We start from the raw sequence: 19585 nt of genomic DNA, 5'->3' as shown, positions 1-19585 counted from the left end.
GCCGGCCCTAGGCGCTGCCGATCAGGATGCCGACAGCGAACACCAGCAGCCCGCCGACCACCACCTGCAAAATCGCCAGAGCGAAAGATGCCTCCATATAGCGTTTGCGGATCCAGGCAATGACCACCAGCTCGACGGCCACGACTGCGAACGCCAGCGCGGTGGCGGTGGCGAAGTGCGGAATCAGGTAAGGCAGGGCGTGGCCCAGGCCGCCCAGCGTGGTCATCAAGCCGGTGACGGCGCCGCGCAGCACCGGGCTGCCGCGGCCGGTGAGGGCGCCATCGTCCGACAAGGCCTCGGCGAACGCCATGCTGATGCCGGCGCCGATGGCGGCGGCAAGACCCACGAGGAAGGTGTTCCAGGTGTTGTGCGTGGCGAAGGCCGCGGCGAACAGCGGCGCCAGCGTGGAGACCGAGCCGTCCATCAGCCCCGCCAGCCCCGGCTGGATGAACTGCAGCACGAACATGCGGCGCTGGGTCTCGCGCTCGGTGTGCACGGTGTCGGGCGTGATGAAGTGGTCGCCCAGGGTCTCGGCCTTCGACTCGTGCTTGCTTTCCTCGGCGGCCAGATCGCCGAGCAGCTGGCGGATGGCGGCGTCGCTGGTGTGGCGCGCGGCCTGGGCGTAGAAGCGCCGCGAATCGGCCTCCATCAACTCGGCCTGAGCGCGTATGGTTTCCAGGTCCAGCGGCTGCATCAGCCACAAGGGCTTGCGCTCGATGAAGCCGCGCACGTCCTGCCGCCGGATGAGCAGAATGCGTTCGCCGAAGCGCTGGCGGTAGAGCTCGATCAGCCGGTGGCGATGCCCGTCCTCCTCGGCTGCCATGCCGCGGAACAACTGCGCGGTGTCGGGGTAGTCGGCAGCCAGGGTGTCGGCGTAGGTGTTGTAGATGCGCGCGTCGTCTTCCTCCAGCGCAATGGCGAGGCTCAGGATCTGCTGCTCGTTGAGCGCGGTGAAATTCAGCCCGGCCGAGGAACGACCGGCGCGCACCGGAAAGTTGAACCAGGAAGCCAAACCCATGATCGGCACAAGGAGGGTGGGGACAGGGTCATTGTGCCGCCGAAACCGGCATGGGTGGATTGAACTTTTAAAATCAATCCATTGAACAAACCATGACGAGGGGACGACATGAGCGACAGCGCAGCGGTGGACAAGGTGGACATGGAGGTGGATGCGCGCGGCCTGAACTGCCCGTTGCCCATTCTCAAGGCGAAGAAGGCGCTGGCCGGGATGCAAAGCGGGCAGTTGCTGCGCGTGCTGGCCACCGACCCGGGCTCGGTGCGCGACTTCCAGGCCTTTGCCCGGCAGACCGGCAACGAACTGGTGGAACAGAGGCAGGAATCCGATTCCATCGCGCATGTGATGCGCCGGCGCTGAAAGGTCGGCCGCGAGCCAGCCCGGCTCAGCTCAGAGCTTCAGTCCCTTGAGGTATTCGGCGAACGCTGCCCCGGTTTCCGCGTGGGCCAGGCCGAGTTGCACCGTAGCCTCCAAGTATCCCTGTTTGCTGCCGCAGTCGAAGCGGCGGCCTTGGTAGCGGTAGGCGTACACCGCCTCCTCCGCCAGCAGCGCGGCGATGCCGTCGGTGAGCTGGATTTCGCCACCGGCGCCGGGTTTGCCGTTGCGCAGGTGATGAAACACCCGGGCACTGAGGATGTAGCGGCCAACCACCGCCTGGGTGCTTGGAGCCACCTCGGGCGCCGGTTTTTCGACAATGCCGGTGAGCGAGGTCAGGCCGGGCGTGATCTCCTGCCCACTGACGATGCCGTAGCGCCGCGTGTGCTCGCGCGGCACGTCTTCGGTGGCAATCACGCTGCGGCCATGGCGGCCGTGAATCTCCACCATCTGCGCCATCACCGGCGGCGTGCCCACCAGCAAATCGTCCGCCAGGATGACGGCGAAAGGCTCATCGCCCACCAGCCGCTCGGCGCACAACACCGCCGCGCCCAGGCCATTGGCCACTGCTTGGCGCACGAACACGCATTGCACTTCCGCCGGCTTGACGCTGCGCACGACCTCCAGCATGGCAGCCTTGCCAGCGGCTTCAAGCTCGTGTTCCAGTTCGTAGGCGGTGTCGAAATGGTCTTCAATGGCGCGCTTGTGGCGGCCGGTGACGAAAATCATTTCGGTGATGCCGGCGGCGTAAGCCTCTTCCACCGCGTACTGAATCAGCGGCTTGTCGACCACCGGCATCATTTCCTTCGGCGTGGCCTTGGTGGCGGGCAGGAAGCGGGTGCCGAGACCGGCGACGGGGAAGACGGCTTTGGTGATGACGGGTGGCATGGTCGGACAGAAGGTTGTGGATCACTGCAGCATAGCGGCGGCATGCGACAAATCGAACCCCCGGAATGCTGGCTGCTTTGCGTCGACGTGAGAGCAGCCTCGCCGGCTCAGGCGGCAACCTGCAGGCGGTCGAGTTGTTCCTGCACTTTGGCGAGCAGGGTATGGAAATCGGCCATGCGCTGGCGTTCCTGCGCCACCACGGCGGGTGGGGCGCGGTTGACGAAACTGGCATTGCCCAGCTTGCCTTGCGCCTTGGCGATTTCGCCTTGCAGGCGCAGCACTTCCTTGCCCAGGCGATCGCGCTCGGCAGCCACGTCCACTTCGACGAACAGGGCAAACTGCGTCGCGCCCAAGGCGCTTGTTGGCGCCGACTGCGTGGCCGCTTTCCATGCTGCTTCATCGGCAAACACCCTTACTTCCGCCAACTTGGCGAGCGCCTGCAGAGCAGGGCGGTGGCGCTCGATCAGCGCCACGTCGCCGCAGGCCAGCAGCGGCAGGCGCTGTGCGGGCGACACGCCGAGTTCGCCGCGCAGATTGCGGCAGGCGTCGACCAGTTGTTTGAAAGCGGCAATCTCGGCTTCCGCTGCTGCGTCAATTTTGCCCGGCTGCGCCTGCGGATACGGTGCCACGCTCAAGCTGGCGCCACGGCGCCCGGCCAGCGGGCCCACCGTCTGCCACAGTTCTTCGGTGATGAAGGGCATGATGGGGTGGGCCAGGCGCAGCACGGTTTCCAGCGTGCGCACCAGGGTGCGGCGCGCGGCGCGTTGCTGCGCGGGCGTGCCGGTAGCGATCTGGGTCTTGGCGATTTCCAGATACCAGTCGCAGAACTCGTCCCACACGAATTGGTAGATGGCCTGTGCAGCGAAGTCCAGGCGGTAGTCGGCAAAGCCTTGCGCCACCTGCTGCTCAGTGCGCTGAAGCAGCGAGGCGATCCAGCGGTCGGCCGCGCTGAAGTGCATAGAGCCTTCGGGGCCGCAGTCGCCGTCGCCGGGCCGTCCCAAGGCGGCGATGGCCTCCTCGGGGGGCAGCGAGCCATCGCGAGCGTGGGGGTCGTTGCCGTCATTGCATTGGTCCATCCCACGATCGAAGCCACTCAGGCCATCGACTTGCATCAACACGAAGCGCGTTGCGTTCCACAGCTTGTTGCAGAAGTTGCGATAACCCTCGCAGCGCTTGGTGTCGAAGTTGATGTTGCGGCCCAGCGTGGCCATCGAGGCGAAGGTGAAGCGCAGCGCGTCCGCGCCGTAGGCCGGAATGCCCTCGGGGAATTCTTTCTCGGTGGCCTTGCGCACGGCGGGCGCGGTTTCAGGGCGGCGCAGGCCGCTGCTGCGCTTGTCGAGCAGGGCGGGCAGATCGATGCCGTCGATCAGGTCCACGGGGTCGAGCACGTTGCCTTCGCTCTTGCTCATCTTCTTGCCGTGCGCGTCCAGCACCAGGCCGTGGATGTAGACATGCCTGAACGGCACCTTGCCGGTGAAGTGGGTGGTCATCATGATCATGCGCGCCACCCAGAAAAAGATGATGTCGAAGCCCGTGACCAGCACGCTCGATGGCAGGAACAAGTCCATCTCGCGCGTGGGCTCCGGCCAGCCCATGGTGGAGAAGGGCACCAGCGCGGAGGAATACCAGGTGTCGAGCACGTCCTCGTCACGCTTGAGCGCGCCGGTGTAGCCCGCAGCCTGCGCCTTGGCGCGGGCTTCTTCTTCGCTGCGGGCGACGAACAGTTCGCCGCCTTCGCCGTACCAGGCCGGAATCTGGTGGCCCCACCAGAGCTGGCGCGAGATGCACCAGTCCTGGATGTTGTTCATCCACTGGTTGTAGGTGTTGACCCAGTTCTCGGGCACGAACTTGACCGCGCCGCCGGCCACCGCGTCGATGGCCTTCTGCGCAATGCTCTTGCCGTCCGCGCCGGGTTTGGTCGTGGCGACGAACCATTGGTCGGTGAGCATGGGCTCGACGATCTGGCCGGTGCGGGCGCAGCGCGGCACCATCAGCCTGTGCTTCTTCACCTCGACCAGGAAGCCCTCGGTTTCGAGCTGGGCGACGATCTTCTTGCGGGCGTCGAAGCGGTCGAGACCTTGATATTTACGTGGAATTTCTTGATCAATAACGTCTTGCAGTGTTTGTTGACCAAGGACTTCTTCCATCATTTCTTCGAAGAGCTTGCCAGGGTTTCTGATGAAATGTGGTTTGTCCTTTTCGACTCCTTTCGGATCGATGATCGTCGCATCAAGGTTCAGGATGGAAATCATCGGCAGCCCATGCCGCTGCCCCACCGCATAGTCGTTGAAGTCGTGCGCTGGCGTCACCTTCACCACGCCGGTGCCGAAGTCCTTGTCCACATAGCTGTCGGCAATCACCGGCACCAGGCGCCCGGTGATGGGCAGCTTGACCTGTCTGCCGATCAGGTGCTGGTAGCGCGTGTCGTCCGGGTGCACCATCACTGCCGTGTCGCCGAGCATGGTTTCCGGGCGGGTGGTGGCCACCACCACGCTGTCCGAACCATCGGCCAGGGGGTAGCGCAGGTGCCAGAGAAAACCGTCTTCCTCGGCGCTCTCCACCTCCAGGTCACTCACCGCGCTCTTGAGCACCGGATCCCAGTTCACCAGGCGCTTGCCGCGGTAGATCAGGCCTTCCTCGTACAGGCGCACGAAAGTCTCCATCACCGCCCTGGACAGCTTGTCGTCCATGGTGAAGTACTCGTGCTCCCAGCTCACCGAGTCGCCCATGCGGCGCATCTGGTTGGTGATGGTGTGACCCGATTCCTGCTTCCATGCCCACACTTTTTGCGCGAAGGCCTCACGCCCCAGGTCGTGGCGGCTGATGCCCTGCGCCTGCAGTTGCCGCTCCACCACGATCTGCGTGGCAATGCCCGCGTGGTCGGTGCCCGGCACCCACAGCGTGTTGTCGCCCAGCATGCGGTGGTAGCGGGTGAGCGTGTCCATCACGGTCTGGTTGAAGGCATGGCCCATGTGCAGCGTGCCCGTCACATTGGGCGGCGGCAGCTGCACGCAGAACGAGGGTTTGGCGGCGTTCAGCGTGGGGGCGAACATGCCCAGTTCCTCCCAGCGCGCGCTCCAGCGCGCTTCGATGTCGTGCGGTTCAAACGATTTGGCAAGTTCAGTCATGGGAATCCATCAAACGGTAAGGATGCTCGGGTCGGCGTTGATCGGGCGAGGTTCAGTTGCCCGGGTTGGCGGTCAGCCAGCTTTCCAGTGCCTGTGCCATCAGCGCGTGGATGCCGCCTTCATGCGCCACCGCGCGTTCACGCAAGCGCTGCGCCAGTGCCGGTGGCAGCCGGCAGGTGACCGGCTCCAATTTGATCGCGGCAGGGCCGGCCGGGCGCTCACGCTTGGCTGCGGCTGCACCCTGCGCAAAGCGCTCGGGAATGCCCGCGGTTTTCATCTTGCCGTCGAGCTTTTTGGCCAGATTCTTGACCAAATCGGTTTTTTTCATGCTCATGGGCCACCTCTTCCAAGTCAAGAGTGACATTGTCTCGCACCGGCTCATGGGCATGCTTGGCACGACTGTGGCGCAGGGCGGGGCTCCTAGAATGACGCCATGTCCGATCTGCTGCTGCACCTCAATCCCGAACAGCTTGCTGCCGTCACGCTGCCCCCTGAAAACGCGCTGATCCTGGCCGGTGCCGGCAGCGGCAAGACGCGGGTGTTGACCACCCGCATTGCCTGGCTGATTTCCACCGGGCAGGTGTCGTCCGCAGGCGTCTTGGCGGTGACCTTCACCAACAAGGCGGCGAAGGAAATGCTGACGCGGCTTTCAGCCATGTTGCCCATGCCGGTGCGCGGCATGTGGGTGGGCACTTTTCATGGCCTGTGCAACCGTTTTTTGCGGGCTCACTGGAAAACCGCCGGGCTGCCGCAGACCTTCCAGATTCTGGACACGCAAGACCAGCTCTCCGCCGTGAAGCGCCTGCTCAAGGGGCTGAACGTGGACGAACAGCGCGCGCCGCCGAAGCAGGCGCTGTGGTTCATCAACGATATGAAGGAGCAGGGGTTGCGCGCCAAGGACTGCGAGGTGCGCGACGCCCAGAGCCGGCTGATGGCGGAGGTGTACGCCGCTTACGAGGCGCAGTGCCAGCGCGAGGGCGTGGCCGACTTCGCCGAGCTGCTGCTGCGCACTTACGAGGTGCTGCGCGACCACGCCGAGATCCGCCAGCATTACCGCGCGCGCTTCCGGCATATCCTGATCGACGAATTTCAGGACACCAACCGCCTGCAATACCAGTGGCTCAAGCTGCTGGCCGGGCCGAACGAGCCGCAGCCCAGCGCGGTCGTGGCAGTGGGTGACGACGACCAGAGCATCTACGCCTTTCGCGGCGCCAACGTCGGCAATATGGACGACTACCAGCGCGAGTTCCATGTGCACCACCTCATCAAGCTGGAGCACAACTACCGCTCGCACGCCAACATCCTCGACACCGCCAATCACCTCATCGCCCACAACAACCGCCGCTTGGGCAAGAACCTGCGCACCGAGGCGGGCGCCGGCGAGCCGGTGCGGGTCATCGAGCAGCCCAGCGATCATCAGGAAGCGGCCTGGGTCGTGGAGGAAATTCGCCTGCTGCTGCGCGAGGGCTACACGCGCGACCAGATCGCGCTGCTCTACCGCTCCAACGCGCAGTCGCGGGTGATCGAGGGCGCGCTGTTCAACGCCGCCATTCCCTACAAGGTCTACGGCGGGCTGCGGTTTTTCGAGCGCGCCGAAATCAAGCATGCGCTGGCTTATCTGCGCCTGCTCGACAACCCGCAGGACGACACCGCTTTCCTGCGCGTGGTGAACTTCCCGCCACGCGGCATTGGCGCGCGCACGCTGGAGCAGTTGCAGGACGCGGCCAGGTTGCGCGCCGTGCCGCTGGCCGATGCCATCTCGGCCCTGGGCGGGCGCGGCGCGCTCAGTCTGCAGGCCTTCGTCGACCTGCTGGCCAAGGTCCGGCTGGATTGCGCCGCCATGAGCCTGCCCGACCTTGTTCGCCACGCGCTCGATGTCTCCGGCCTGCTGGAACATTACCGCAACGAGCGCGACGGCCAGGACCGGGTCGAAAACCTGGAAGAACTGGTGAACGCCGCCACCGCTTTCGTCACGCAGGAGGGCTTCGGCCTCGACGCCGAGGCGCTGCGCGAGCGGCCGCTGTCGGAGCAGGCGCTGCAGAACCTGCAAGCCATCGACCCCGCCACGGGCGAGACCCTCTCACCGCTCACCGCCTTTCTCACCCACGCCGCGCTGGAGGCGGGCGACAACCAGGCCCAGGCCGGGCAAGACGCTGTGCAGATGATGACGGTGCACGCCGCCAAGGGCCTGGAGTTCGACGCCGTGTTCATCACCGGCCTGGAGGAGGGCTTGTTCCCGCACGAGAACGCGATGAACGAGGCCGATGGCGTGGAGGAGGAGCGACGGCTGATGTACGTGGCCATCACCCGCGCGCGCAAGCGCCTGTACCTGAGCCACGCGCAAAGCCGCATCCTGCACGGCCAGACGCGCTACAACCTGCGCAGCCGGTTTTTCGACGAGTTGCCGCAAGAGACCTTGAAGTGGCTGTCGCCCAAGGCCGGCAAGCCGGCTTCGTCCTACGCGCCCAGCCTGCGCGCGGCCTGGAGCGCTGAACCTGCGGTGCCGTTCACGCCCTCGGCCGCCAGCGCGCCCGCTGCGGGCCATGGTTTGCGCGTGGGCCAATCGGTGTTTCACACCAAGTTCGGCGAAGGCGTGATTCTCACGCTCGAAGGCCAGGGCCTCGATGCCCGCGCCCAGGTGCGGTTCAAGCGCCACGGACCGAAATGGCTGGCCTTGAACATCGCCAAGCTCACCCCGGTGAATTAAGGCGACGCTGAATCAGTTCCCGTGATGCAGCGCGCCGCATCGGGAAGGGATGCGATGCGCACGCGGGACTTGTTCAGTGTTGCCTGAAGACCGACACCGTGTTGCAGCAACGTTTTCAGGCGTTAAAAAGCCCGGCAATTCAACGAATTGTCGGGCTTTTCGGCTGCTGCAGGTGTTGCGTTAAGCTGTCTTGGTGCCCAGAAGAGGACTCGGAAACCAAGTATTTATGCGGTAATTGATCTACTCATGAGTAAAAAATGAGTAGTCAGAAAGCACATTGACCCGCCACTGGGTTCCGTGGCCGGTTGGTTTGAGTTAGGCAGGAATGGTGGCCTGACTGGCGAGTTGCCGATCGTAGTTTGCCTCAGCTTCATCAGGAGGGGTGTACCCGAGGGTTCCATCAGCCGGTGGTTATTGAATCAGGAGACCTGGCAGTCGCCGCGCTCAGGGCATCAAATCTTGATGATGCTGTCGTTGTAGCGGGCCATCATTGGGTCATGTGTCATCAGTCGCATCGGCTCGACCATTGCCTGTGCGACGAGGATGCGGTCGAACGGATCTTGATGATGCGCAGGCAACCCCTCTACGGCGATCGCGTGCTCCGGCTCGATGGGCAGGAAGCGATAGCCAGACTCTTGGAAGTAGCGCGAAGCGTCCTGGCCGGATACAGGCATGTCGCCTCGACCCAATGCATGCTTGATGGCAATCTCCCAAACACTCGCAGCACTGACCCATACCACCGACTTTGGCGACGCGATCAGTTCACGCGCCGTTTTTGGCAGCTTTGGGCTATCGGTGATGGCCCAGAGGGCGACGTGCGTATCCAGCAGGAGATTCAAGGCTGCTGCCCTTCCAGAAACAGAAGCGCCACCTCGTCGTTGTATGCGTCGATGCTCTCCGGTACCTCGAATCGCCCCTTGGCCACGCCTATGCGCTTTCCAGTAGGCAAAGTATCGATAGGCACCAGTTTGGCTGCTGGTCGGCCATTGCGGGCGATGACGATCTCGTGCACCTGTCCCTGCTCGATCGCTTCCACCAGTCGGGACAGGGACGACTTGGCTTGCAGCATGTTGACGGACTGCATTGCGGTACCCTCAAAATTTTTCTTAGCCTAGTCTAGCTAATCTCAACAATCAAGGCGATGATGGTCGAAAAGAAGCCTGCGGCACATCGTCAGGTTCACGGAGCCGAGTTTGCCAACGGTACAACTATTCACCCATAGTCTATCTATCGCGGAAATGTTATTGCGTGTTCCCAGACACGATGCCATTTCGACGTCAGCATCCACCTTCGTCGCGAGGAAGTTTTGTCGACCGTGCGAGGTCAATGAGTTCGATGGAAATTAAGCCACATTGGTTGAGGCGCAGCACACCGGCTCGGAGAAGTTTGCTCACTGTGTTCCTGTGGACACCAAGCATTTCTGCTGCTTGTACTTGCGTCAGGTGTGTCGGGCGTGGATGCATTTCAGAGTAGAGCTGAATTGCGCGCAGGGCAATATTGACTTCGGACATGGTGCGAGGTGACTCAACTTAACTCAAAATTGCGGGCGAGGAACGCCACTTGGTTGCGAGAAACCTGATTGGTCCCGTGATCACCATTTCATCATGTGCTCGTCCAAGAAGATCCGTGAAAATTAGCAAATTTCAGTAGCATTTGACATTGCCATCACTGCTTGATCGCCTGAAGCAATCGGTGGGGTCGACGAACATCCCGGGCAGATTCTCGCGCGCCTCATCCAGCAGAAGCGGCACTGTGCTGCGGATATGACCAATGCTCTGCGGCACAATCAACCCGAACTCGGCCAGCAGCCCCCGGATGCGATTGGCGCGCACGGTGCAGGGCCAGGATCGCCTGTTGCTCCGGGCGTCTTCACCGGCACAAAGCGCATGCTCGGGCGCGCCACGGCTTCGCAAATGGCCTGCGCATCGGCCGCGTCGTTCTTGTTGGTCTTCACATACGGCTTGACGAACTGCGGCGCCATCAGCCACACCTCATGCCCCAGCGCCCGCAACTGACGCGCCCAGTGGTGGGCGCTGCCATGGGTGGTCTTTTCTGTCGGCAGGGGCAATGTGTTGGCTATACCGGCGACTGTCTGTCGGCCTTGTCAGCTTAACCCCGGCCAGCCCACACAACAAGTCCCGCAACGATGCGGTCGATCGGTGCGGGTTGACGTTGAATTCATCAAAATTATGGATGTCATCAAACATAATAATGCGTTAGCTTTATTGCGGATGAGGCGCACAATTCCCCAGACCTAACCGCCAGGGAATGGCACAGCCTGCCTCGACGACTTGCAGCATGCGGTCGATTTTTGCAGCCCCCGGTCGATAGGAAGGCATGAATTTTCCACGCAACTCGAGGATGCAAAGATGCATAAGCAAGATTGGGGGCGCCTGGCGCGCCACACCCTGCTGGCTGCAGGGATGGCGGTTGGCGGCATGGCGCTGGCGCATGCCGCCAACCCGTCCATGCTGAGGGACTTCAAATTCGACCACCCCACCTTCGTGCACAAGCTGCCGTTTGCGCAGTACAACCTGGTCCTGCAGATCAGCGAGGCCAACCCCGCGTTGTGGAACCTCACGCTGAACAATGCGCAGAACGTGCTCGATTATTTTGGGCAAGACAAAGCGCGCATTGTGATCGTGGCGTATGGGCCGGGTCTGAAAGTACTTTTGAAGAACAGTCCCTTGGCCGCCCGCATTGCATCCGAAGACGCCGAAGGCATTGAGTTCGACGCCTGCCACGTCACCATGGAGGCGATGGCCAAGCAGCTTGGGCACATGCCTGAACTGGTGCCGCAAGCCGTGGTCGTGCCGGGGGGCGTGGTACGCATCATGCAATTAGAGAAAGATGGCTTTGCTTATCTCAAACCTTAAATGAACCAATTTTTTGATGATGGATTGCATCATTTTGTAAGTCAATGAAAGTCTCCTGAATCCGTGACTTCCGATAATCCATCGACTTGAAAGCTGATTGTGACGGCCCGATTTTCCCGATTTCCCGCAGGTTCACGGTTCGAGCGCCGTGTCGAAGGGGGCTGTGGGGCTGTGCGCGAACGATCGGCCCCCTTGATCGGTCATTTCGGGTGGGTTGCGCGCAGCCGTTCCCCCGCTGAGCCCTTGTGGCCAGCGTCTTGGGGTGCTGGGAAAGCTTGGACTGCGTCTTCAGCCGCTGGCGGCGAACTGCGCATGCAGATCGCAAAAGGCACGGGCTGCCTTGTCGTTGGCGCCCAGTCCCAACCACAGCCGCCCGCCATGGTTGATCACGCGTGCTGCGCGGATGACAAGTTCCTGGATCACAGTCTTCAGACGCCGTCGCCTGGCCGCATGGCGCACCGGTGCATGCGGCCCCAGCAGCCCTTGCTGCCCCATGAGGCGCAGCACGTTCATCGTCAGGGCCGCAAGCTGGCAGACAAGATCGTTCGTGTCGAACTTCCCCGAGGGCAGTCGCTCCAGATCCATGTCGGTTTTGAATTCCGCATGGAACTGCTCGTGCGTAGCGTGCCCGGCGTACAGGTCGATGATCGCCTCGGCGCTGATGGCCTTGGGCAAGCTTGTCGTCCAGCCCTCCAAGATGATCTCGGGGACCAAAAACTGCTGGCCACGGGCATCGACGGTGCGCTCCGTGATGCGCACAATGCGGCGCAGGCGATGGGCGATGCCTTCGACCTGCACGGCCACCTCCCAAACCGCCACGCGCTTGCCTGCGCGCGGATGCTGCCACAACAAACCCCCTTCCAGTTCCTGCCGTCGCAAGACCTCCAGAGGATCGGTCTTGCGGGGATTCCACTTGATCAGAACATCGACCCGGGGCAGTCCTGGCCTGTTGCAGCGCTGCATGTCGGCCATCAAGGCGGCCGAGCAAAACCCCGCATCCATGCGCACGAGAATCGGCGCCTTGGGGCCTGCGGTCGACAGGCGCTGCGCCATGGGCACGGCCGTCTCGAGGTTGTAGGTCGTCTCCGAAGCCGAGTGCTGCGCGCCCGGACGTAGGGCGAACTCCAGGCAAAACCCATGCGTGCCCAGGTAGGCCGCCAGCGGGCAGTAGCCATCGACCCCCGCGTAGGTGCGGCTCACCCCATCCTTGGCTGTGCCCGAGTTGTCCATCGCGAAGGTGTCGATGTCCAGCGGCACATGACCGCAAGGCAAAAGACCATAGTCCGGTTGGCTCTTGCGCAGCAGCGCTTCAATCGCCTGGGAGGTGAAGTCAAACCACAGGGCGGCCTGCGCATCCAGGCGCTGGCGCAGGGTGGGCGAGGACGGCACACCCACCAGACCCAGCGCCTCCTGGAAGAAACGATCGCCTCGAAAGCCTTCGATGGCATCGAAGTCGCTCTTGCTCTGCGCGAGCAAGCCAACATAGCTGCGCATCAGTGTGCTGGGCGGCAGTCCGCCGCGGCAAGGCCACTGGGCATCCAGGCGTTTGAACAGAGGATCGAGGCGCTTGAGGTGATGACCGACAAGGGCCAGACCGGCCACCGGCGTCAGGTCATAGTCGAGTTGCTTGACGCGAAATCCAAACCCCATGCCATACCCCGGAACGTTCACCCGCTGGGTGAGAAGACAAAGGGGTCATTTTATCGAATAAACCATTATGCATCAACAACTTATGAAAATTCCGCATGCCCGAGCTCACGGATTCAGGAGTCTCTTCAATAGGATTGTTGATCTGAAAGGTAAAGCCATGAGTCATAATGAGAGCCTTCGCAAAGTATTCGACCGCCGTGCCTTTTTAAGCACCGGCGCCTTGGGGCTTGGTTCTGTTGCCTTCGCCCGCAGTGCATTGGCCAAAAGCATCGAGCTGCCGTTGCCTGGAGGGCCTGATCGCCGAGACATCACGACGGCGTGGCCCGGCAAGGGCCCCATGATTTTGCAGCGCACCCGACCGCCGTTGCTGGAGACGCCATGGTCGGTGTTCGACAAGGGCGTGTTCACCCCGGTCGACCAGTTCTACACCCGCTGGCACTGGGCTGACATTCCCACCCATATCGATCCCAAAACTTTCACCGTGACGATGAGCGGGCATGTGAACCAGGAACTCAAGTTCACCGTGTTCGACCTCATGCGCAAGTTCAAGCATGTGGAACTGGCGGCGGTGAACCAGTGCTCCGGCAATTCGCGTGGCTACTTCCAGCCGCGCGTGGCCGGCGGCGAGTGGAGCAATGGCGCCATGGGCAATGCCCGCTGGGTGGGCGTGCGGCTCAAGGACGTCCTCGATGCCGCTGGCGTCAAGCCGGGTGCGGTGCAGGTGCAGTTCGAGGGCGCCGAGCGGCCTGTCATCCCGACAGCACCGAATCTCAAGAAGTCGCTGGCGGTTGATCACGCCCGCGACGGTGAGGTGATGATCGCCTGGGAGATCAACGGTCAATCCCTGCCGCTGATCAACGGCTTTCCTTTTCGTCTCATCGTCCCCGGCTGGTACGCCACGTACTGGACCAAGTCACTTCAGCACATCAGAGTCCTGGACCACGAGGACACCAATTTCTGGATGCATCCGGCCTACACCATTCCCGACAACTGGCCGCAGGCGAACATGACGCCGGGCGAGAAGGACGTGAAGTTCGTGCCCATCAACAAAATGGTGCCGCGCTCCTTCGTCACCAATCTCACGACGGGCGCGAAGGTGCCGGCGGGCCGGCCCGAACTGGTGCGCGGCATCGCCTTCGGTGGCGACACCGGGGTGAAGATGGTGGAGCTGTCGATCGACGGCGGCAAGACCTGGATGCCGACCCAACTCAGCAAGGACTACGGCAAATACAGCTTCCGCCAATGGACCACGCATGTGAAGCTGGACAAAGGCGACCAGAACCTGATGGTTCGTTGCACCAATAGCGACGGCCTGCAGCAGCCCATGACGCCGAACTGGAACCCGGGCGGCTTCATGCGCAATGTGGTCGAGTCCACCACCGTGATGGCCGTTTGAACCCGGAGATCTCCATGAAAACGCATCAAAGCATCTTTGCCTTCGGCGTAGTGACCACCGCCGCCTTCGGCCTCGCTGCCTTACTGGCCAGCAGCCCAGCGCAGGCGATCACCCTGCAGACCAAAAGCATCAACCTACCCACCAGCACCCGTGTGTTTCCAGGCGACTCGGCCGGCGCCAAGGCCGCCAACAGTTACTGCCTGATGTGCCACTCGGTCGGCATGGTGATGAACCAGCCCGATCTGGGCAAGGCCGCCTGGCTGGTGGAGGTCAACAAGATGAAGAACGCCTTCAAGGCGCCCATTCCCGAGGACCAGGTTGCCGTCATCGCAGGCTATCTGGACAGCATCAAGGGCAAGAAATAAACGCATTGCTCGTCGATTCATTGGACCGTCTCCTCATTCGCCGGCATTGCCGGCTTTTTTTTGGAAGAAATCCTGGGTTGGCATCAGAAGCGGCCACCTTGAGTCCATCGCGACTCGCGCAGGGAGCCGGAAACGTCAACTTGACCCTTGCAGGTATGTCTCATGCTCAACCATCCATGGGTGCTTTATTGCACGACCAAGGCCCTGCCTGCGGTCGTCTTGGACGCCGCGAATAAGGAGTAACAATGATGCGATTACAGAATGCCAGTGAATTTTTACAAAGCGCTGATCGGGAGGCCGTGACTGATCCAGCCGATGCTCCCGCACATTCAATTTACTTCGCGCAGGCTTTTCACCATGGCGAACCCGAGCAACACAGTTTTGTCATTGCCGTGAGCACGCTTGCCACTGTGGAGGCCTTGGCGAAAGCCGAGCACCCGGCATCCGGAGTATGGCATCGCGATTTATCGAGCACTGATTGACCAACCGATTCACACGCATCTGCATCTGGTGCACTACGACAGCTCTCATCATGGTGAAAAATGGTCTGACCGGCACGCACCAAAGCTCAAACATGGGTTACTCGACGCATGATGAGTGCTTGGATTTTGCCAGCGCTGAGAAAACGTGAAGGTGGGTACGACCCAATGGATTGGGCCTTCAGAGGTCAAGCGAAATATCAGAGGAGTCAACTCCCCATAATAACCCTGCCATCAAACAATAGGGGGCAACAGGTTGCTGACAGCCATTACCACAGAGCGCAATCAGACTCTGTCTTTTCTTGTTTCAAAACCCAAGGATATTCTCATGCAACGCCGTCAATTTGTTGCCACATCGCTGGCCACCGCTGCCGCTGCTGTCACCCTGCCACGTGTTACCCAAGCGGCAGAGCTTGGCACATCACTGGAAAACGTGGTGTTTACCGCGGCCGATCCGGGGCACTGGAAAGCTGTGGAAATCCCGCATGTTCCCATCCTGGAAGTGAAGGGCGACATGCTGCATGTCCAAACCCCGCACCCCATGACCAAGCCACATTTCATCGTCAGCCACACCGTGGTGCTCGGTGATGGGACTTTCCTCAGCCGCAAAACCTTCGACTGGCATGACCAGTCCGTGTCCGTTCACAAATTGCCTGCGGGCTACAAAGGCAAACTCCGGGTCACCAGCACCTGCAATCTGCACGACTTGTGGTTGAAAGACATGACGATTTAAGGCGAGGCTGAATCAGTCCTCGCGAGTGCGCGGGCCTTGGTTTGGATGCCATGCAAAGCGCAGGGCACCCAAAACGAGAATGCGCGCGCAGCGGGGCGCGGCAGTACGGGCCAAGCCAGAAGCCTCTTCATGTTGACGGGCAATGCGGGAGTGTTCCCCAACAGCAACGGCTCGATTATCACTGCTTATTGATCCGTCCCTACCAGAAAAAAGAAGTGCAACACCACAAACACAAACCGCCGTTCCCGAGCTAGGATTGGTCGTCCTTGACCGAGCAGATCCATGCACGACGACGCCCCATCCGAGATCGACTCGACCTTCGTGGTCTTCGATGCACGGAATACGGCCACCCCGGTCGACGCCACCCTGGGTTTCTGGGATGAACTGACCAACCGATTCGGCGACTTCTCCGGCAAGCTACTGGTGTCCAGCTTTCACTTCGAGCAGGACTGGCCGACTTGGGAATGCCACCCCCATGGCGACGAATGGATCGGCCTGCTCAGCGGCGACTTTGATCTGCGCATGGATCTGCCTGAAGGACAGCGCACCGTGCGCCTGCATAAACCCGGCTCCTTCGTCATCGTGCCCAGGGGAATCTGGCATACCGCCAAGGTCAGGGCGCCGAGTGCCGCGCTGTTCGTCACGCCCGGCCAGGGCACGCTGACGCAGCCAGCCGCGCAGCACGAAGCAGCGCGATCGGCCTCAGCCGGGGCCATAAGCACAGCATCGCCGCCAGCGCTTCATTCATACGCTGCGCCTGGATCAGTTGAATCTCGTGTGCCACGATATTGATGCCAGCCTGGCGTTCTATTGCGCCTTGGGCATCGAGATCGAGGAATCGCCACGAGGCGCCGACGGCATACGCCACGCCAGGGCACGCTTGCCCGATGGTTTTCAACTGGAATTCGACAACGAGAAACTGGCCCGTATCTACCACGCCGCATGGCGGCGTGGTGAAGGTCGCCGTCATAGCAGCAGCCGGATCATCATCGGCATCGCCCTGCCGACGCGCGCGGCCGTGGATCAACGCTACGCCGAACTCACTGCGGCCGGATACGCAAGCCGGCAATGTCCCTTCGATGCCTTCTGGGGCCAGCGTTATGCCATCGTCACCGACCCAGACGGCCATGATGTCGGGTTGATGAGCCCACTGGATGAGACGCGCCGGACCTGGCCGCCGGTCGCATCGCCAGACTCCTGAGCATGGCCCGTCAGCGTGCACGCTGATGGCCCCAATCAAACCCATCCCACAGAGCACAATGCCATGAGCCATGCCTGTCTGAACTTCTACACCAACACGATGCCGCGCGGGCGCATCGTGCGCTGGATGCTCGAAGAGCTTGGCCTTTGTTTTCTGGAGATCGGCGAATGATTTCCCACTGGTTCATCACTGCCGGTGCATTGCTTCAACTTCTTGCCGCTGCACTAGACAAGACCTTCGTGATGCATGAATTCGACCATCCAACGACGGTTGTGATTTCGCCGTGGCATCCCCCTCATCCCCAAATACGAACCTGGGAAGTCAGCCGCGCCATTAGCGTGACGAGCATGGCGGCCCTTCGCCAAGAGATCCATGATGGCGTCCCGTCCGGAGTCAACTATGTTGTCTTGGACATCGAGCGGTGGCCGTTGACGCCTGTGGACGAGCAGTTGCACCCCGCCAAAACCGTGCGCGAAGCCGCGCGCATCGCGCACTCGCACGGTCTACGACTGATTGCCGCTCCCGCCACAGATCTGATCTGGGGTCTGCATCCCGCCGAGGCAAAGCGTGAGGGACAATTCCGAGCGTTCATCCATGCAGGACTTGCTCGCCGAATGGCCCCCTTTGCCGACTGGTATGTCATTCAAGCCGAGCGTGCCGAGGGAAGCCCGGTCATCTATCGCCAGTTCGTGAATGCCGTCAGTCGGCAGGTCCATGAAATCAGTCCGCGTACCGTTGTGCTGGGTGAGGTCGAAACGAACCATGCAGAACATCGGGTCGCTGCATCGCTGCTCCTGCATGACATCGAGGCCACCTGCTCGCGCGTCGACGGCTACTGGCTCGGAATCCCGCAACAGGGGCTCTATTGCACCGATTGCGGCCAGGCCAGGCCCAATGTTGCCTTGTCACTCTTGCGCGGGCTGCCTCGAAGTTGCAATCTGCCGCCATAGGCTGAATGCAAAGTTCAATCGTTCATCAAGAACCGGTTTGCTGCAACATTTGCAGCAAACCCACGGCCACCCCTGGTTGTGGCGTTCCACAATTGGGGCAATACGGACCGTCGGCGGGGATATTGAGCCAGTAGCCGTCGACCACGTTCCGAGTCGCCTGCACATCCGCATACAGCTCTTGTGCCGTGACCTGCTGGCCATTGGGATTGGTACTCAATCCTGCCAGCACCATGACCTTGGGGTTCGCCAGCCGCGCTGCCTGCGCCGCGGCCGTGACAAAGGCGGCGTAGGTGGCCTCATTCATCTCCGAGCCCTGAGCCTGAATCTCGAAAACATCCGCATCCTGCGCCGCGGCTGGAATGCCCAGTGTCAGATAGGACGCATACTTGTCGCTGGATCCGGGACTGAGCACATTGACCAGATCCGTGGCGGGCGTAGCGATCAGTTCCAGTCCGGATTGATGCACCAATGCTGCGGCAGCCGTAGTGCTCGCCACAGGGTTTTGCTGCTCAATGGGCGGCGAGAACGACCAATCCTCCAAATCATAGACGATATCTTTGATCGAAGGGGACAACCCACTGCCCAGTGCCTGACTGATCCCGGCCAGGCTCGTCTCGGTGACGACTTGGTTGACCGTCCAGTTGCTGGCCCAACTGGGCAAGGGTTGGCCGATGATGAAGTTTTGTGGTTGATCGAAGACTTGCGTGGCGAGGGACTGCGCGTCAATCTGCTGCAACTGATCCAAGGCGCCGGTGTTGATCATCCAGACCAGGGGGCCGGACCCACCCGATGGACTTGACGCCCCAAGGGGCGGCGGATTGGGCGTTGCCCCGCCACCGCCACAAGCCGTCAGCAAGGTCGTCAGCCCGAATGCGGCCCAGAATCTCAGTTTGCATCGCAGTCTAGGTTCCATCCGTGTTCTCCGGAGGGGGCGGCATCGCGCTCATGGCTGGCCAATGTGGGAGCTGGCGATAACGCGATATCCGTGGCGTTTGATGACGTCGGTTTCGGGCAAATGTCAGCAAACGTGAATGGTGCGTGTCTGGCTAGACATTTCGAGTTGCACACTTGAATGGACCGTTTCCGAGAAGGATTGAATCGAGAACGCACCCAGAGCGGAGCGTCATCTCGTATCCGTATCCGTATCCAGACTTGATCGTTCAGCCGCTCTCGGCTGAGTTTCAAGAACGCCAGAGGCTGCTCGTGTCACTGGGTCGAGGAAGCCCTCAGGCCTTGCGAGCCGCCAGCATTTCTCGGTGCAGGATGGCATCGATGCGTGCCGTAATCTGTTGTTTGATGGGCCTGTAGAACCGTCCACGCACGACATCGTTCCACTGCGCCGCAGTGAGCACAGGGCTGTCGCTGGTGTCGATCTCGCTGTTGGGCCCGGCTGCCAGCGCCTTGAGCCTGGCATGCTGCGCCGGTCAAGATCGGCAGAGTCTTCAGCGTGTGGCTCACGGTTTTGCGCTTCATCGTGTTGCCTTTCGGTGCGGTCGGCGCGACGTGCCGAGATGGTGCGGATGATCTCAATGGGGTGGCCGTTCTCATCGGCCTTGCGCACGGTGTGCGTCACGCTATATCGTCATGTTGTCACTTTCGAGCACTCAAGCCGGGGACTGGCGGCGTGCGTGGGTGACGGCGAGCATGTCGATGCTGGTGGCCGTCACGCGGTAGAACACGATGTAGGTCGGGTGGACGACCATCTCCCGCGGCTGTGCAAACCAGTCGATGATCTTGTACAGGGGGATGCTCGGGTAGCGCCTCGGTGAGCTGGGTGATGCGCTCCAGCGGCCTTCCGGCAACAATCAGGGCGCACTCGCCG

The 19585-nt window shown here is 61.7% G+C and carries 20 protein-coding genes and 1 pseudogene; 10 read left to right on the top strand and 11 right to left on the bottom strand.

Features of this window, described 5'->3' with window-relative positions:
• Positions 1-7: 7 nt before the first annotated feature.
• The gene (mbfA, locus tag THIX_RS15375; protein ID WP_112486885.1) at positions 8-1018 is read right to left on the bottom strand and encodes an iron exporter MbfA; all 1011 of its coding nucleotides are present in this window, start codon (positions 1016-1018) and stop codon (positions 8-10) included.
• Positions 1019-1126: 108 nt separating this feature from the next.
• Here mbfA and THIX_RS15370 point away from each other — a divergent pair, with 108 nt between their 5' ends.
• The gene (locus THIX_RS15370; protein WP_199195312.1) at positions 1127-1375 is read left to right on the top strand and encodes a sulfurtransferase TusA family protein; all 249 of its coding nucleotides are present in this window, start codon (positions 1127-1129) and stop codon (positions 1373-1375) included.
• Positions 1376-1405: 30 nt separating this feature from the next.
• On the opposite strand, the gene galU is transcribed toward THIX_RS15370, so the two are convergent.
• The 3 genes from galU to THIX_RS15355 form a co-directional block, all read right to left on the bottom strand.
• Positions 1406-2278, bottom strand: a complete 873-nt coding sequence (gene galU / locus THIX_RS15365; protein WP_112486884.1) for a UTP--glucose-1-phosphate uridylyltransferase GalU — start codon at positions 2276-2278, stop codon at positions 1406-1408.
• A gap of 107 nt (positions 2279-2385) precedes the next feature.
• Positions 2386-5406, bottom strand: coding sequence for a valine--tRNA ligase (locus THIX_RS15360; protein WP_112486883.1), 3021 nt, complete (start codon positions 5404-5406; stop codon positions 2386-2388).
• 52 nt (positions 5407-5458) lie between these two features.
• Complete coding sequence (locus tag THIX_RS15355) at positions 5459-5740, bottom strand: hypothetical protein (protein ID WP_112486882.1); 282 nt, start codon at positions 5738-5740, stop codon at positions 5459-5461.
• A gap of 99 nt (positions 5741-5839) precedes the next feature.
• On the opposite strand from THIX_RS15355, the gene THIX_RS15350 reads away from it, so the two are divergent.
• A complete protein-coding gene (locus THIX_RS15350; RefSeq protein WP_112486881.1) occupies positions 5840-8113 on the top strand; it encodes a UvrD-helicase domain-containing protein in 2274 nt (757 codons plus the stop codon).
• Between the two features lie 452 nt (positions 8114-8565).
• Here the strand turns inward: THIX_RS15350 and THIX_RS15345 are convergent, their stop codons facing one another.
• The 4 genes and pseudogenes from THIX_RS15345 to THIX_RS15330 all read right to left on the bottom strand — a co-directional run.
• Complete coding sequence (locus THIX_RS15345) at positions 8566-8952, bottom strand: type II toxin-antitoxin system VapC family toxin (protein ID WP_112486880.1); 387 nt, start codon at positions 8950-8952, stop codon at positions 8566-8568.
• Positions 8949-9197, bottom strand: a complete 249-nt coding sequence (locus THIX_RS15340) for a type II toxin-antitoxin system Phd/YefM family antitoxin (protein WP_112486879.1) — start codon at positions 9195-9197, stop codon at positions 8949-8951. Before THIX_RS15340 ends, THIX_RS15345 begins: the two co-directional genes overlap by 4 nt.
• A gap of 193 nt (positions 9198-9390) precedes the next feature.
• Entirely contained in the window at positions 9391-9624 is a 234-nt protein-coding gene (locus THIX_RS15335) for a helix-turn-helix domain-containing protein (RefSeq protein WP_112486878.1), read from the bottom strand.
• Between the two features lie 192 nt (positions 9625-9816).
• Positions 9817-10151: pseudogene (locus THIX_RS15330) on the bottom strand (IS110 family transposase); the annotation flags it as partial.
• A 331-nt stretch (positions 10152-10482) separates the two neighbouring features.
• Between THIX_RS15330 and THIX_RS15325 the strand changes: the two are divergent.
• Positions 10483-10989 (top strand): DsrE family protein, encoded by a 507-nt coding sequence (locus tag THIX_RS15325; protein WP_112486877.1) that lies wholly within the window; start codon positions 10483-10485, stop codon positions 10987-10989.
• Positions 10990-11277: 288 nt separating this feature from the next.
• Here the strand turns inward: THIX_RS15325 and THIX_RS15320 are convergent, their stop codons facing one another.
• Positions 11278-12639 carry an IS1380-like element ISCARN34 family transposase gene (locus tag THIX_RS15320; protein ID WP_086558171.1) on the bottom strand — a complete coding sequence of 454 codons (1362 nt, stop codon included), beginning with the start codon at positions 12637-12639 and terminating at the stop codon, positions 11278-11280.
• A gap of 157 nt (positions 12640-12796) precedes the next feature.
• Here THIX_RS15320 and THIX_RS15315 point away from each other — a divergent pair, with 157 nt between their 5' ends.
• The 7 genes from THIX_RS15315 (at position 12797) to THIX_RS15285 (ending at position 17763) form a co-directional block, all read left to right on the top strand.
• On the top strand, positions 12797-14035 hold the full coding sequence (locus tag THIX_RS15315) for a molybdopterin-dependent oxidoreductase (RefSeq protein ID WP_112486876.1): 1239 nt from the start codon (positions 12797-12799) through the stop codon (positions 14033-14035).
• Positions 14036-14049: 14 nt separating this feature from the next.
• Complete coding sequence (locus THIX_RS15310) at positions 14050-14400, top strand: cytochrome c (RefSeq protein ID WP_233224585.1); 351 nt, start codon at positions 14050-14052, stop codon at positions 14398-14400.
• Positions 14401-14645: 245 nt separating this feature from the next.
• Positions 14646-14882 carry a hypothetical protein gene (locus tag THIX_RS24320; RefSeq protein ID WP_233224584.1) on the top strand — a complete coding sequence of 79 codons (237 nt, stop codon included), beginning with the start codon at positions 14646-14648 and terminating at the stop codon, positions 14880-14882.
• A gap of 253 nt (positions 14883-15135) precedes the next feature.
• Complete coding sequence (locus THIX_RS15300) at positions 15136-15612, top strand: desulfoferrodoxin family protein (protein WP_146748576.1); 477 nt, start codon at positions 15136-15138, stop codon at positions 15610-15612.
• 282 nt (positions 15613-15894) lie between these two features.
• Positions 15895-16404 carry a cupin domain-containing protein gene (locus THIX_RS15295; protein ID WP_112486874.1) on the top strand — a complete coding sequence of 170 codons (510 nt, stop codon included), beginning with the start codon at positions 15895-15897 and terminating at the stop codon, positions 16402-16404.
• A complete protein-coding gene (locus tag THIX_RS15290; protein WP_199195311.1) occupies positions 16388-16813 on the top strand; it encodes a VOC family protein in 426 nt (141 codons plus the stop codon). Before THIX_RS15295 ends, THIX_RS15290 begins: the two co-directional genes overlap by 17 nt.
• 167 nt (positions 16814-16980) lie before the next feature.
• The gene (locus tag THIX_RS15285; RefSeq protein WP_112486872.1) at positions 16981-17763 is read left to right on the top strand and encodes a hypothetical protein; all 783 of its coding nucleotides are present in this window, start codon (positions 16981-16983) and stop codon (positions 17761-17763) included.
• A 25-nt stretch (positions 17764-17788) separates the two neighbouring features.
• Here THIX_RS15285 and THIX_RS15280 read toward each other — a convergent pair whose 3' ends face one another.
• The gene (locus THIX_RS15280; protein WP_112486871.1) at positions 17789-18526 is read right to left on the bottom strand and encodes a hypothetical protein; all 738 of its coding nucleotides are present in this window, start codon (positions 18524-18526) and stop codon (positions 17789-17791) included.
• Between the two features lie 841 nt (positions 18527-19367).
• Positions 19368-19568 (bottom strand): type II toxin-antitoxin system RelE/ParE family toxin, encoded by a 201-nt coding sequence (locus THIX_RS23500; RefSeq protein ID WP_050985973.1) that lies wholly within the window; start codon positions 19566-19568, stop codon positions 19368-19370.
• Positions 19569-19585 lie beyond the last annotated feature (17 nt).

Source organism: Thiomonas sp. X19 (assembly GCF_900089495.1).
Classification (GTDB): Bacteria; Pseudomonadota; Gammaproteobacteria; order Burkholderiales; family Burkholderiaceae_C; genus Thiomonas_A.
The sequence above is the reverse complement of the archived record's forward strand: the minus strand, read 5'-3'. Positions and strand labels throughout refer to the sequence as shown.